This window comes from Gracilibacillus marinus (assembly GCF_042651725.1).
Classification (GTDB): domain Bacteria; phylum Bacillota; class Bacilli; order Bacillales; family Amphibacillaceae; genus Gracilibacillus; species Gracilibacillus marinus.
On record NZ_JBHSDV010000003.1, the window covers coordinates 104720 to 118216 of the forward strand.

The following is a 13497-nucleotide window of genomic DNA, read 5'->3' on the forward strand; positions in this document are numbered from 1 at the left end:
TTTATATATATTTTTTTGCCTTTTCTGTATTAGCAAAATGAACTTTTGCAACATCTTCTAAAATAGTCATTCCGTGTTTTTTAATTAAATACGCACATGTTTCATCTACTTTGCTAGAAGCGCCCTTCGGAACAGTGATTCCTAATTTACTTGAGAGAAGGTCCATCTCTTTCACAAATTTAGCTCTAGCTATAATCGAAGCAGCAGCTACAGAGGTGGAGTGGCTTTCCGCTTTCGTCATAAAATAAGTGTTTTCATGTAATTGCATGTTTTCTGTATGGATATACTTTGAGTAAACACTAGGTTGACAGAATTGATCGATTAATATAGGTGCATGCATCCCAATTTTTGCAATAAGTTTCTCTATTGCATGATGATGAAGCATTGCTTTCATCTTACCTTGATTCCATCCCTTTTTTTGAAGTTGATTGTATTTTTTGTTGTTTAATGTTAACAACGTATAAGGAATGCGTAATTTTACTAATTTTTTTGCTAAACGTGCAATGTTATCATCTGTTAATGTCTTGGAATCCGTAATCCCTAATTGTTTTAACTCTTCTATTTTATTATCTGGTACGTACACAGCACTCACTGTGATTGGTCCAAAGTAATCTCCCGTTCCTGCTTCGTCTGTTCCAATATGGGAAGTATGAAATAAAGATTTTGTAGGAGCATATGCGTGATCGTTAACTGTATTAGTCGAGGTCTTATTAGGTAAAGTTGTGCTCCACTTACTAGCTTCTGTTTCTGCATGTTGTCCTTGAAACATTACTTTTCCCGATTTATATGCTGTAATGGTTGTCTGATTTACTTTTGCTAAAAAAAGTGCATTTGCTGGTTTTTTTACGATGGCACGTTCATAATGTTGATGTAATTTGGATAGATCACTCTGATTCATTTGTATAACAATATTGGACAATCGGACCGCTCCTTTTTATAGTCTTCTGTAATTATAACAGAGTTCATCATATCGGAATAGTTTTCTAATCAGCTTGTTCATGTTAATATATAGTGAGACTTCAATCAATCGCTTGGTTTTGTTTGAAACTTCTAAAGTTACATTGTCTACACATCATGATAAAATATAGGTTTTACTATATTCTCAAATAAAATCATAGTATAATCAGATAAGTGAATAGAATTTGTAGGGGGTATGAAGGTGACCCAACCGAATAAAGTAAGAACAACAGTTCAAATATATGGAAGATCTTATAATGTGGTTGGTGAAGAATCATCAGAACATGTGAAGCGTGTTGCTAGTTTAGTAGATGAGAAAATGAAAGAGATTCACCAATTTAATAAATCATTAGATACTACGAGTTTAGCAGTACTTACAGCTGTGAACACAATGAACGATTACATAAAATTAAAGGAAGAGTTTGAAGTATTACAAAATCTTCTAGAGGAGAAAGAGGAATAAGATTAAGATGGTAACTTTAGCTATTTTGTTTTTTTTCATTATTGGTTTTTTTGTAGGAATGAAAAGGGGTTTAATATTGCAATTTCTGCATCTAACAAGTTTTATTATTGCATTTATTGTAGCCTCACTTTATTACAAAGATATCGCCCCAAAATTAGAATTGTGGATTCCATATCCTGAAATGTCTTCAGATAGTTCATGGGCAGTATTCCTTGATTCTTTACCACTGGAAACAGCATATTACAATGCCATTGCTTTTGGTGCATTATTTTTTGTGACAAAAATAGTATTACAAATTATTGCGACAATGTTAGACTTTGTTGCTAATTTGCCATTATTAAATATTGTGAACACATGGTTAGGTGCAATATTAGGATTCATAGAAGTGTATCTTGTTATTTTTGTCATTCTCTATATTATTGCATTAGCACCAGTACCACAAGTTCAAGCATGGATTGATGCTTCGTCACTCGCTACATATATGATTGAACATACGCCTATCCTATCAGAGAAAGTGTATGATATTTGGTTTGCGAATGACATTCGTTCATAATACAAATAATATGTGAAACAATACCCTTGCAACCATGTATAGCAAGGGTATTTGTACGATAGAAAGAAGGTATCGATATGACGGTAAATAAAAAAGATATTATCAAATTACTAGAAAAAATCGCAACATATATGGAATTAAAAGGTGAAAATCCATTTAAGATATCTGCATACAGAAAAGCAGCGCAAGCAATAGAAAAAGATGAACGTTCTCTAAGTGCAATGGAAGACTTTACCACACTTCAGGGTGTTGGTAAAGGGACAGCAGCAGTAATTGTGGAATATATGGAAAAAGGTGCGTCTTCTACTTTACAACAATTGGAGAAGGAAGTGCCTGAAGGGTTGATTCCGTTATTGTCTGTGCAAGGACTAGGTGGAAAAAAATTAGCCAAATTATACAAAGAATTAAATATTACAGATAGTGATTCATTAAAAGAAGCATGTGAACAAGGTAAGCTTCAAGATTTAAAAGGTTTTGGGAAGAAGACAGAAGAAAAAATATTAGATGCACTATCAAAAGTAAATGAACGACCTGAACGATTACCAATTGCAACTGTGCTACCTGTTGTCGAACAAATTGAGACATATGTACAATCCATCGAGGAAGTGATACGTTTTTCTATTGCAGGAAGTATGCGCCGTCATAGAGAGACTGTAAAAGATCTAGATTTTATTCTCTCCACAGATCAGCCAGCTATTGTAAAAGATAAATTGCTAAAAATGGATGGAATCATTGACACCATTGCACAAGGTGATACGAAAGTTTCCATTACAATCCATCATCAATATGATATTAGTATTGATTTTCGTCTTGTAACAGATAAAGAATTTCCAACAACATTGCACCATTTTACTGGTTCCAAAGACCATAATGTACAAATGAGACAATTAGCCAAATCACAAGGGAAAAAAATAAGTGAATATGGCGTTGAAGATATCGAGACAGGAGAAATAACTACATTTGAAGATGAAGCATCTTTTTTCAAGAGCTTTGGGTTGCATTTCATTCCACCAGAATTACGTGAAGGAAATCATGAATTAGACCAAGCAAAAGACGAGATTCATTTACTTAAAAATTCAGATATCCATGGTGATTTGCATATGCACACAACATGGAGTGATGGTGCACAATCAGTAGAAGAAATGGTCAATCGAGCAATAGAAAAAGGGTATGATTATATCGCAATAACAGATCATTCTAAATTCTTAAAAGTTGCGAATGGATTGAATGAAGAACGATTGCGTAAACAGGCAAAAGAAATTGATGAGATAAATGAAAAATATCCATCTATTCATATTTTTAAAGGAGTAGAAATGGATATATTACCAGATGGTTCATTAGATTTTTCTGATGATTTTTTACAACATATGGACTTTGTAATTGCATCTATCCATTCGAGTTTCCAACAAGATCGAGATACGATTCATATGCGTTTGTTAAAAGCATTAGAAAATCCATATGTCCATATGATTGCACATCCAACGGGTAGATTGTTAGGTAGAAGAGAAGGATACGATGTGGATGTCGAATGGTTAATTGAACAAGCACATCGAACCAATACAATACTTGAATTGAATGCGAATCCTAATCGTTTAGATTTAGCTGCAAAATGGTTACGTATTGCAAAAGAAAAAGGTGTAAAAATTGCAATTAATACGGATGCACATAATTTCGATATGCTTGAAGATATGCCAATCGGATGCGGCACAGCGAGACGAGCAGGATTAGACCAGGCAACTGTTGTGAATAGTTGGACGACAGAACAAGTTATTGATTATGTAAACAACCTGAAAAAATAAAAACAACAAGGAGTGGGAGAAGATGAATTCTCGAATTTTTAAAGTATTGGAATTTAACAAAATCAAAGAACAACTTATCACACAAGCAGCTTCATCCCTTGGTGTAGAGAAAGCACGAGCACTTACCCCTTCTGTTGATTATGATGAAGTAGTTCAGTTACAAGAAGAAACAGATGAAGCGTATCATATTATTCGCTTAAAAGGTAACGTACCTTTAGGTGGTATTTCTAATATCAAACCACATGTAAAAAGAGCTGCAATTGGTGGTGTTTTAAGCACGCAAGAATGTTTAGCTATAGCAAGTACAATATATGGTGGTAAGCAACTAAAACTATTTATTGAAAGAATAGATGATTTACATTTACCTATCATCTTATCAATTACCAATGAAATAATGCCATTAAATGATTTGGAAAGAGAAATTAAGAGCTGTATTGATGAGAATGGTTACATGATGGACGGAGCCTCAGAGAAACTTAGAGGACTTAGAACAAAAATTAGAACTAATGAAAATAAAATTAGAGATCGATTAGAAAATGTCACGAGAACAAAAGCAAAAATGTTATCCGATTCCATTATTACGATTAGAAATGATCGATACGTTCTACCAGTGAAACAAGAATATCGCCAAGCAATTGGTGGGATTGTACACGACCAATCAGCTTCTGGCCAAACGTTATTCATGGAACCACAATCTGTTGTAGAATTAAATAATCAATTGTCACAAGCTAAAGTTGATGAGAAGCGTGAAATAGAGCGGATTCTTAAAGAATTATCCATTCGCGTTGCAGAAGATGAAGTAGTATTAATTCAGAATGCAGAAGCACTAGCAAAACTAGATTTTATTTTTGCGCGGGCAAAATTGAGCCATCAGATGAAAGCAAGCAAACCAAAGATGAACAACTCTGGTAGAATTAAAATGAAGCAAGCAAGACATCCACTCATTGAATCAGATGAAGTAATAGCTAATGATGTAGAACTAGGAGATTCCTATACAGCAATAGTGATTACAGGACCGAACACAGGTGGTAAAACAGTTACATTGAAAATGGTTGGGTTATGTACATTAATGGCACAATCTGGCTTACAGGTCCCTGCATTGGATGGATGCGAATTAGCTGTCTTTTCTAATGTATATGCAGATATCGGTGATGAACAATCGATTGAACAGAGTTTAAGTACCTTCTCCTCACATATGACTAATATTGTAAATATATTAGAAAACTTTGATGACCAGTCACTCATCTTATTTGATGAGCTTGGAGCAGGGACAGATCCTCAAGAAGGTGCAGCACTCGCAATGTCGATATTAGACTTTGTAATTGCAAAAGGTGCACGTGTAATTGCAACAACACACTATCCCGAATTAAAAGCATATGGATACAATAGAGAAGGTGTCGTGAACGCATCTGTAGAGTTCGATGTCCAAACACTAAAACCAACCTATCGTTTGCTAATTGGTGTACCAGGTAGAAGTAATGCATTCGAGATTTCCAAACGACTCGGACTACAAGAAGAGATCATTCTTGAAGCGAAGTCACATATAGGCACAGATTCAAAAAGTGTAGAAAATATGATAGCATCACTTGAAACATCTAGGAAACAAGCAGAGACAGATTATGATGAAGCAGCAAAAATTCTCGAAGAAGCAGAAAAGTTAAAAAAAGAAATCGAAATGGAATGGACTAAATTCGAACAAAAACGTGAGAATTTATACAAAAAGGCAGAAGAGAAAGCAGAGAAAGCTGTCGCTAAAGCGAAAGAAGAAGCAGAAATTATTGTGAATGAATTACGTAATATGCAAACAGAAGCAGAATGGAAAGAACATGAGTGGATTGAAGCGAAAAAGTTATTGCAAGATGCACGACCAGAGCTTTCTAAAAAAGAGAAGAAGCAACAAGCGACATTTGATGAAGAAAAAGCAAAACAATTAAAAGTTGGGGATGAAGTTCGTTTATTAACATTAGATCAAAAAGGAACAATCCTTGAACAGACAGGTAAGAATGAATTTCAAATTCAAGTTGGTATTATGAAATTAAAGGCAAAAAGAAAAGACTTGTTGTTTATAAGAAGAGAAGAAAAAGTAGTAGAAAAACCACTCGCAACAGTAAGAGGTTCGAACTATCATGTCAAGCCAGAATTAGACTTACGCGGAGAACGATATGAAGATGCGTTACAACGATTAGAGAAATATATGGATGATGCATTGCTTGCAGGATATAATCATGTTTCTATCATCCATGGAAAAGGGACAGGGGCATTGCGTAAAGGTGTTCGAGATTATGCACGTAAACACTCAAGAATTGCAGAGAGCCGTGACGGTACAATGGCAGAAGGTGGATCTGGAGTCACAGTATTTGAGTTAAAGTAAAGGGGCGATATAGGGATGACTGCTTTTTGGAGTAATACATTTGTCGAGACTGCTGCTCGATATAGTGTAGCAATCTTATGTTTAGTTGTGTTTTTAGTGATATTTGAATTAGTTACATCCTACAAGAATTGGGATGAGATTAAGCGTGGCAATATGAGTGTAGCGATGGCAACAGGTGGTAAGATTTTTGGGATTGCCAACATATTTCGTTATTCCATTGAGCATAATGATACTATTTTAGAAAGTATCACTTGGGGTGGCTTTGGTTTTATTTTGTTATTATTAGGCTATTTTATTTTTGAATTTCTTACACCAACATATAAAATTGATAAAGAGATCGCAAATGATAATCGTGCAGTTGGATTTATATCGATGATTATTTCTGTTGGTTTATCTTTTGTTATTGGTTCAAGCATAGGTTAAGAGGAGTGTAATAATTGAAAACACTAGCATATGTACTTATTGGGATTGCTGTTATCTTTTTTGCTGTAGGAATATATTTTGTAATGACAGTATAGTGGATGGTATCTATAAAATAGAGAAGTTTGTGTGACTAAAAATGAGGGTATCCATAATATATAGAATGAAATTAGAGCACCATAAGCAAACTAGTAGTAACTATTTCTAAAGAAATGGTATACTGAGTAAGAATATTGGAATGTTGAAGGAGGAAATAAAATGGCAATTGTAAATGCAACAGATCAAACATTTGCGACAGAAACAAGTGAAGGATTAGTTTTGGCTGACTTTTGGGCAACATGGTGTGGACCTTGTAAAATGATCGCGCCTGTGCTAGAAGAAATAGATGCAGAATTAGGAAACAAAGTAAAAGTAGTTAAGCTTGATGTAGATGACAATCAAGAAACTGCAGGAAAATTCGGTGTAATGAGTATCCCGACATTATTGTTATTCAAAGACGGAGAAATCGTTGAACAAGTTGTAGGATACCAACCTAAAGAAGCATTAGAAGAATTAATCAATAAACATGCTTAATAAAGCCTAATCCCTCACTATAGTGCTATACTATAGTGAGGGATTTACTTTTTATTAGAACAATGTGAAGTATGGTTACTGTTGAGGTGGTATAAGTGAATGAATATATACAACAAAAATTAGAAGTCTTACCGATGCAACCAGGTTGTTACTTAATGAAAGACAAAAATGGAACGGTTATTTATGTAGGAAAATCAAAAAAATTAAGAAATCGAGTGCGATCCTATTTTATTGGAGCGAATGATCAAAAAACACAAAGGCTTGTGAGAGAAATTCGCGACTTTGAATATATTGTTACAAGTTCTGAGATTGAAGCATTAATTTTGGAAATGAATTTAATTAAGAAATATGATCCACGGTATAATGTGTTATTAAAAGATGACAAATCTTACCCTTTTTTAAAAATTACAAATGAACGACATCCTCGATTACTCATTACAAGAAAAGTGAAGAAAGACAAGGGGAAGTACTTTGGTCCATATCCGAATGTCATTGCAGCAAGAGAAACGAAAAAGTTGCTTGATCGATTATATCCACTAAGGAAATGTAATAATCCAAAAGGAAGACATTGTTTGTATTATCACATGAAACAATGCTATGCATGTGCGGAAGATACCTTATCGATAGAAGAGTATGCTCAAATCGTGCAAGAAATCAGTAGTTTCTTAAATGGTGGACATAAAAAAATTAAAGATCAATTAACAGAAAAAATGTATGCAGCTTCAGAACAATTAAATTTTGAACGCGCAAAAGAATTACGTGATTTAATTCAACATATTGAAGCAGTAATGGAAAAGCAAAAAATGACACTAACAGATCAAGTGGATCGAGATGTATTTGGCTACAGCTATGATAAAGGTTGGATGTGTGTGCAAGTATTCTTTGTTCGCCAAGGTAAATTAATTGAACGTGATGTATCAATGTTTCCATTCTTTGATGATCCTGAGGAAACATTTTTAAGTTTTATTGGTAGTTTTTACTTACATCATCACCATCCTAAACCAAAACAAATTCTTGTTCCAATTCCGACAGATATTCAATTGTTGAAAGAATTGTTAGAAGTAGATGTCCATATTCCAATGCGAGGGCAAAAGAAGGAATTAGTCGCATTAGCCAAAAAGAATGCGGATATTGCTTTGCAAGAGAAGTTCAGTTTAATTGAGCGGGATGAAGATCGAACAATTAGAGCAATGGAACAATTAGGCGAGAAACTGCATATTGAGACACCATATCGGATTGAGGCATTTGACAATTCGAATATACAAGGAACAGATCCAGTCTCTGCAATGGTCGTATTTATAGATGGCAAACCAGCTAAAAAAGAATACAGAAAATATAAAATTAAACATGTCGAAGGTCCAGATGATTACGAGACAATGAGAGAAGTAATAAGAAGAAGGTATTCTCGTTTGTTAAAAGAAAATGCTCCTTTACCCGATCTTATAGTTGTTGATGGTGCAAAAGGACAAATGTCTGCAGCTATCGATGTATTAGAGAACGAATTAGGATTAGATATCCCGTTATGTGGCTTAGCTAAAGATGATAAACACCGCACAAGTGAATTGTTATATGGTAATCCAGTTCAAGTGGTAGATTTGGATCGCCGTTCACAGGAATTTTATTTAATCCAACGCATTCAGGATGAAGTCCATCGTTTTGCCATTACATTTCATAGACAATTACGAGGAAAAAGTGCTTTTCGATCAGAGCTTGATCATATAGAAGGTGTTGGAGCACAACGCAAGAAATTGTTATTGACACACTTTAAATCACTTACAGAAATTAAGCAAGCTACCATTGAAGACATTACAAAATTAGGTATTCCTGAAAATGTTGCTAATAATATTATAAAACAATTAAATAAGCAAAAGGAATCAGAAACGTGAGAATAGGATTTCAAATTTCAGAAAGCAAAAATAATCCGAACTAATTGACTAGTTCGGATTATTCTCTTAGGAGCGTAATTGTATATATCTCTATCCTCATTCGCTATACATCACTTGAAAAGTAACGGTGTCCTTTTTTATTTCAGCGATACATTCACATAATTTACCTGTAAGTTGTTCCATCACATACGCAAGAAAACCAGCTTCTAAACGAAATTCAATATCTTCTATCGTCTCTAACCGTGCTAAGACGACATCGCCATTAAGCTCGAAAATATACCCGCGTCTTTTTTCCTTTACCAAAACAAGTTCTCCCCATCCAACATGTCTAAAAAATTCAATCACTTCCTCTTGATTGACCCAATCACTTTTCGCTGCAAGATTTTTACCTAGTACATATAGAATTAAGTCTTTATCTTTACCTAACATGTCAGGGAGGCCAATATAGCGTAGAAGGTCATAACCGCTACCTGTAATATGTAAATTAGCAATAATTGTTGCGATATTTGTATGTTTATCTGTCAAGATTGTTCCCCTCTCTTACTGTAAAAAAAGCATCTATTCTTATTATCTACTTTTTTTAAATTGGATGCAATAAGTAAAATGACGGATTTCTTATGTAACTATTCCCTATTTGTATATCATTTAAGCGTATAATGTTATGTTTTATCAGATAAATAGTATTCGTTTTCTTGACGCTTTTTCATGATAGAAGTACAATAGTTGTGATGACAATATACAATTTTCTTTGGATGGGAATCTCGTTTAAGAAGGAATACAGTAGCTGATAAGCAATCGTTTTTTATCGCATTTATTTTTGGACGAGTAGTAAAGCGCTTTAAAAAGTGTCACAGAAAATTCGTATGTTGAAAGAAATAAGGATTGTTCGATAATAGAGGGGGGTAAAAAAAGATGGAAAATAGGGAGTTCTTTTATCGTAGGTTACACTCATTATTGGGAGTGGTACCGATTGGACTTTTTTTAGTTCAGCATTTGATTATTAACCATTTTGCTGTATATGGTCCAGAAAGCTTTAATAAGGCAGCACATTTTATGGAATCATTGCCATTCCGTTATGCACTAGAGTTATTCGTTATTTTCTTGCCAATATTATTTCATGCCGTACTAGGTGTGTACATTGTATTTGTTGCAAAGAATAATGTGAAACGCTATGGTTTTTTCCGAAATTGGATGTTTTTCTTGCAACGAATCACAGGAATCATCACACTTGTATTCATTGTTTGGCATGTATGGCAAACTCGTGTGCAAATTGGCCTTGGAAACGAAGAATTAGATTTTAGTTTAATGGAAAGTATCTTAGCAAGTCCAGCGATGTTTTGGTTCTATGTAATTGGGGTTGTGTCTACAACATTCCACTTTGCAAATGGTTTATGGAGCTTTTTAGTAAGCTGGGGAATTACAGTAACACCTCGTTCTCAAAAAATCGCTACATATGCAACATTAATCGTCTTTTTAGCGGTAACATATATTGGAATTCGTGCATTATTTGCATTCGTTTAATTGATTAATAGATTGGTAAGTATAAAGAGGAGTGAGTATAAATGAGTGATCGCAATATTGTTATTGTCGGTGGTGGTCTAGCAGGATTAATGGCCACAATAAAAGCAGCTGAAGCAGGTGTACATGTTGATTTATTATCTATTGTCCCTGTAAAAAGGTCTCACTCTGTTTGTGCACAAGGTGGAATTAATGGTGCGGTAAATACGAAAGGAGAAGGAGACTCTCCTTGGGAACACTTTGATGACACAGTATATGGTGGAGACTTTTTGGCAAACCAACCTCCAGTAAAAGCAATGTGTGAAGCGGCACCTGGTATCATTCACATGTTAGACCGTATGGGGGTTATGTTCAACCGTACAGATGAAGGATTATTAGATTTCCGTCGATTTGGTGGAACACAACATCATAGAACTGCATTTGCAGGTGCGACAACTGGTCAACAATTACTATATGCTTTAGATGAGCAAGTAAGACGTTATGAAGTACAAGGCCTCGTGACGAAATATGAAGGTTGGGAATTTATCTCTGCGATTATTGATGAAGAAGGTATTGGTCGTGGGGTGATTGGCCAAAATATCAAATCACATGAAATGAAAGTATTTAAAGCAGATGCAACTATCTTTGCTTCAGGTGGTCCTGGTATTATTTTTGGTAAATCTACCAACTCTGTTATTAATACAGGTTCAGCAGCTGCAGCACTTTATTTACAGGGTGCTATTTATGCAAATGGGGAATTTATTCAAATACACCCTACAGCTATTCCAGGTGATGATAAATTACGCCTGATGAGTGAATCTGCTCGTGGAGAGGGTGGCCGTCTATGGACATACAAGGACGGGGAACCTTGGTATTTCTTAGAAGAGAAATATCCTGCATATGGAAACTTAGTACCTCGTGATATTGCAACACGTGAGATTTTTGATGTTTGTGTAAATCAGAAATTAGGTATCAATGGTGAAAATATGGTTTACCTAGACTTATCTCATAAAGATCCGAAAGAACTAGATGTCAAACTAGGTGGAATTATTGAGATTTATGAGAAATTCGTTGGGGAGGATCCACGTAAAGTACCGATGAAGATATTCCCTGCAGTTCACTATTCTATGGGTGGCTTATGGGTCGATTATGACCAAATGACGAATATCCCTGGAATTTTTGCAGCTGGAGAATGTGATTATTCTCAGCATGGTGCGAATCGTCTTGGAGCGAATTCGTTATTATCATCTATTTTCGGTGGAATGGTAGCTGGTCCGAATGCAATTAAATATATTGATGGACTAGAAAAAACGATAGAAGATATTTCTTCATCCGTTTTCGATACACAATTGAAGATAGAAGAAGAGAAGTTTGAACAATTATTGAACATGCGTGGAACAGAAAATGCTTACCAAATTCATAAAGAACTTGGTGAGTGGATGACAGATAATGTGACTGTTGTTCGAGATAATGCCAAGTTACTTAAAACAGATGAAAAAATTCAAGAACTACTTGAGCGTTGGGAAAATATTAATATGAATGATACGTCTAGATGGAATAACCAAGGTGTGATGTTCACTAGACAGCTTAAAAATATGTTACATCTTGCAAGAGTAATTACTCAAGGTGCATACAATCGTAATGAAAGCCGTGGGGCACATTACAAACCAGAATTCCCTGAACGTAATGATGAGGAATGGTTAAAAACAACGATGGCTCAATTTGATGAGACGAACAATGCACCATCATTTACTTATGAAGATGTAGATGTCTCACTTATTGAACCAAGAAAACGAGATTATAGTAAGAAAAAATAAATAGAGGGGGTAGCAAGGGATGGCAGAAGAAAAAATTACACTCATAATAACTAGACAGGACAGTCCAGAATCGGACTCCTATCAAGAGACATTTAAAGTGAACTATCGTAAGAACATGAATATCATTTCTGCTCTTATGGAAATTCAAAAAAATCCTGTGAACGCGAATGGTGAAAATCGTCCTCCTGTCACATGGGAGTCTAATTGCCTTGAGGAAGTTTGTGGAGCGTGCTCGATGGTTATTAATGGGGAACCAAGACAAGCGTGTTCTACACTTGTAGATAAATTAGAACAACCAATCACAATTGAACCAATGTCAACATTTCCAGTTGTACGCGATTTAGTTATTGATCGTAGTCGTATGTTTGATTCACTGAAGAAAGTGAAAGCATGGATACCAATTGATGGCACATATGATTTAGGACCTGGTCCAAGAATGCCAGAGAAAAAACGTCAATGGGCTTATGAATTATCTAAATGTATGACATGTGGTGTATGTTTGGAAGCATGTCCAAATGTGAATAGTAAATCAGATTTTATTGGACCTGCTCCATTATCTCAAGTACGATTATTTAATGCACATCCAACAGGAGAAATGCACAAATCGGATCGCTTGAATGCACTTATGGAAGATGGCGGTATATCAGGATGTGGGAACTCTCAGAACTGTGTACAAGTATGTCCTAAAGGGATTCCGTTAACAACATCTATCGCTGCATTAAATAGAGATACAAATCTTCAATCATTTAAGAATTTCTTTGGTAGCGATAATAATTATTAATAGCTAAAGACCTTAAGACCTGTTTAGCCAAGCTAAGCAGGTCTTTCAATATTTGAATAAAATGCTTCTCAATTGGTCCTTTTTGAAATATAATGGAGAAAAAAGGAGTGAATACTATGTATGTAAAAGAAATTAAAGTAAATCGAATTCTAGGTCCAAAGGAAATCCAAGAATTATCTAATTTAGCTCGTGAATATGAAAGCGATATCAAATTACAATCTAAACACTACAAAATCGATGTGAAAAGCATTTTAGGTCTATTAGCATTGAATTTAGGACAAGGTTCAGATGTGACAGTTATTGCGATGGGAGAAGATGATAAAGAAGCGATGGATGCGATAAGTGCCTATTTGCAATCAATTAATGTGTAAAAGTACATG

13 protein-coding genes are annotated in these 13497 nt (G+C 34.9%); 11 read left to right on the plus strand and 2 right to left on the minus strand.

What is annotated here, in order from left to right:
- Nucleotide 1 precedes the first annotated feature (1 nt).
- Nucleotides 2–919, minus strand: coding sequence for a ribonuclease HIII (gene rnhC, locus ACFOZ1_RS10710; protein WP_390199174.1), 918 nt, complete (start codon nucleotides 917–919; stop codon nucleotides 2–4).
- A 240-nt stretch (nucleotides 920–1159) separates the two neighbouring features.
- On the opposite strand from rnhC, the gene zapA reads away from it, so the two are divergent.
- The 7 genes from zapA to uvrC all read left to right on the plus strand — a co-directional run bounded on the left by zapA (nucleotide 1160) and on the right by uvrC (nucleotide 9022).
- Nucleotides 1160–1420, plus strand: a complete 261-nt coding sequence (zapA, locus tag ACFOZ1_RS10715; protein WP_390199176.1) for a cell division protein ZapA — start codon at nucleotides 1160–1162, stop codon at nucleotides 1418–1420.
- Between the two features lie 7 nt (nucleotides 1421–1427).
- Nucleotides 1428–1973, plus strand: coding sequence for a CvpA family protein (locus ACFOZ1_RS10720; protein ID WP_390199178.1), 546 nt, complete (start codon nucleotides 1428–1430; stop codon nucleotides 1971–1973).
- A gap of 77 nt (nucleotides 1974–2050) precedes the next feature.
- Nucleotides 2051–3772 (plus strand): DNA polymerase/3'-5' exonuclease PolX, encoded by a 1722-nt coding sequence (polX, locus tag ACFOZ1_RS10725; RefSeq protein WP_390199180.1) that lies wholly within the window; start codon nucleotides 2051–2053, stop codon nucleotides 3770–3772.
- 22 nt (nucleotides 3773–3794) lie between these two features.
- Nucleotides 3795–6143: an endonuclease MutS2 gene (locus ACFOZ1_RS10730; RefSeq protein WP_390199182.1), complete on the plus strand. Its 2349-nt coding sequence runs from the start codon at nucleotides 3795–3797 to the stop codon at nucleotides 6141–6143.
- A gap of 15 nt (nucleotides 6144–6158) precedes the next feature.
- On the plus strand, nucleotides 6159–6566 hold the full coding sequence (locus ACFOZ1_RS10735; RefSeq protein WP_390199184.1) for a DUF350 domain-containing protein: 408 nt from the start codon (nucleotides 6159–6161) through the stop codon (nucleotides 6564–6566).
- Nucleotides 6567–6821: 255 nt separating this feature from the next.
- A complete protein-coding gene (gene trxA / locus ACFOZ1_RS10740; protein ID WP_390199185.1) occupies nucleotides 6822–7136 on the plus strand; it encodes a thioredoxin in 315 nt (104 codons plus the stop codon).
- A gap of 95 nt (nucleotides 7137–7231) precedes the next feature.
- The gene (uvrC, locus tag ACFOZ1_RS10745) at nucleotides 7232–9022 is read left to right on the plus strand and encodes an excinuclease ABC subunit UvrC (protein WP_390199187.1); all 1791 of its coding nucleotides are present in this window, start codon (nucleotides 7232–7234) and stop codon (nucleotides 9020–9022) included.
- 96 nt (nucleotides 9023–9118) lie between these two features.
- Here uvrC and ACFOZ1_RS10750 read toward each other — a convergent pair whose 3' ends face one another.
- Nucleotides 9119–9547 carry a YslB family protein gene (locus ACFOZ1_RS10750; protein WP_390199189.1) on the minus strand — a complete coding sequence of 143 codons (429 nt, stop codon included), beginning with the start codon at nucleotides 9545–9547 and terminating at the stop codon, nucleotides 9119–9121.
- A 387-nt stretch (nucleotides 9548–9934) separates the two neighbouring features.
- Here ACFOZ1_RS10750 and ACFOZ1_RS10755 point away from each other — a divergent pair, with 387 nt between their 5' ends.
- The 4 genes from ACFOZ1_RS10755 to ACFOZ1_RS10770 all read left to right on the plus strand — a co-directional run bounded on the left by ACFOZ1_RS10755 (nucleotide 9935) and on the right by ACFOZ1_RS10770 (nucleotide 13488).
- A complete protein-coding gene (locus ACFOZ1_RS10755; RefSeq protein WP_390199191.1) occupies nucleotides 9935–10543 on the plus strand; it encodes a succinate dehydrogenase cytochrome b558 subunit in 609 nt (202 codons plus the stop codon).
- Nucleotides 10544–10584: 41 nt separating this feature from the next.
- Nucleotides 10585–12336, plus strand: coding sequence for a succinate dehydrogenase flavoprotein subunit (gene sdhA / locus ACFOZ1_RS10760; protein ID WP_390199193.1), 1752 nt, complete (start codon nucleotides 10585–10587; stop codon nucleotides 12334–12336).
- A gap of 19 nt (nucleotides 12337–12355) precedes the next feature.
- On the plus strand, nucleotides 12356–13117 hold the full coding sequence (gene sdhB / locus ACFOZ1_RS10765) for a succinate dehydrogenase iron-sulfur subunit (RefSeq protein WP_390199195.1): 762 nt from the start codon (nucleotides 12356–12358) through the stop codon (nucleotides 13115–13117).
- A gap of 116 nt (nucleotides 13118–13233) precedes the next feature.
- A complete protein-coding gene (locus ACFOZ1_RS10770) occupies nucleotides 13234–13488 on the plus strand; it encodes an HPr family phosphocarrier protein (RefSeq protein WP_390199197.1) in 255 nt (84 codons plus the stop codon).
- The last annotated feature ends 9 nt before the right edge of the window (nucleotides 13489–13497 follow it).

Excerpts from the sequence above, each read along its gene's own strand:
- ACFOZ1_RS10720 (WP_390199178.1), top strand. The coding sequence starts at position 1,428 with ATGGTAACTTTAGCTATTTTGTTTTTTTTCATTATTGGTTTTTTTGTA.
- polX (WP_390199180.1), top strand. The coding sequence starts at position 2,051 with ATGACGGTAAATAAAAAAGATATTATCAAATTACTAGAAAAAATCGCA.
- ACFOZ1_RS10730 (WP_390199182.1), top strand. The coding sequence starts at position 3,795 with ATGAATTCTCGAATTTTTAAAGTATTGGAATTTAACAAAATCAAAGAA.
- ACFOZ1_RS10735 (WP_390199184.1), top strand. The coding sequence starts at position 6,159 with ATGACTGCTTTTTGGAGTAATACATTTGTCGAGACTGCTGCTCGATAT.
- trxA (WP_390199185.1), top strand. The coding sequence starts at position 6,822 with ATGGCAATTGTAAATGCAACAGATCAAACATTTGCGACAGAAACAAGT.
- ACFOZ1_RS10755 (WP_390199191.1), top strand. The coding sequence starts at position 9,935 with ATGGAAAATAGGGAGTTCTTTTATCGTAGGTTACACTCATTATTGGGA.
- sdhA (WP_390199193.1), top strand. The coding sequence starts at position 10,585 with ATGAGTGATCGCAATATTGTTATTGTCGGTGGTGGTCTAGCAGGATTA.
- sdhB (WP_390199195.1), top strand. The coding sequence starts at position 12,356 with ATGGCAGAAGAAAAAATTACACTCATAATAACTAGACAGGACAGTCCA.
- ACFOZ1_RS10770 (WP_390199197.1), top strand. The coding sequence starts at position 13,234 with ATGTATGTAAAAGAAATTAAAGTAAATCGAATTCTAGGTCCAAAGGAA.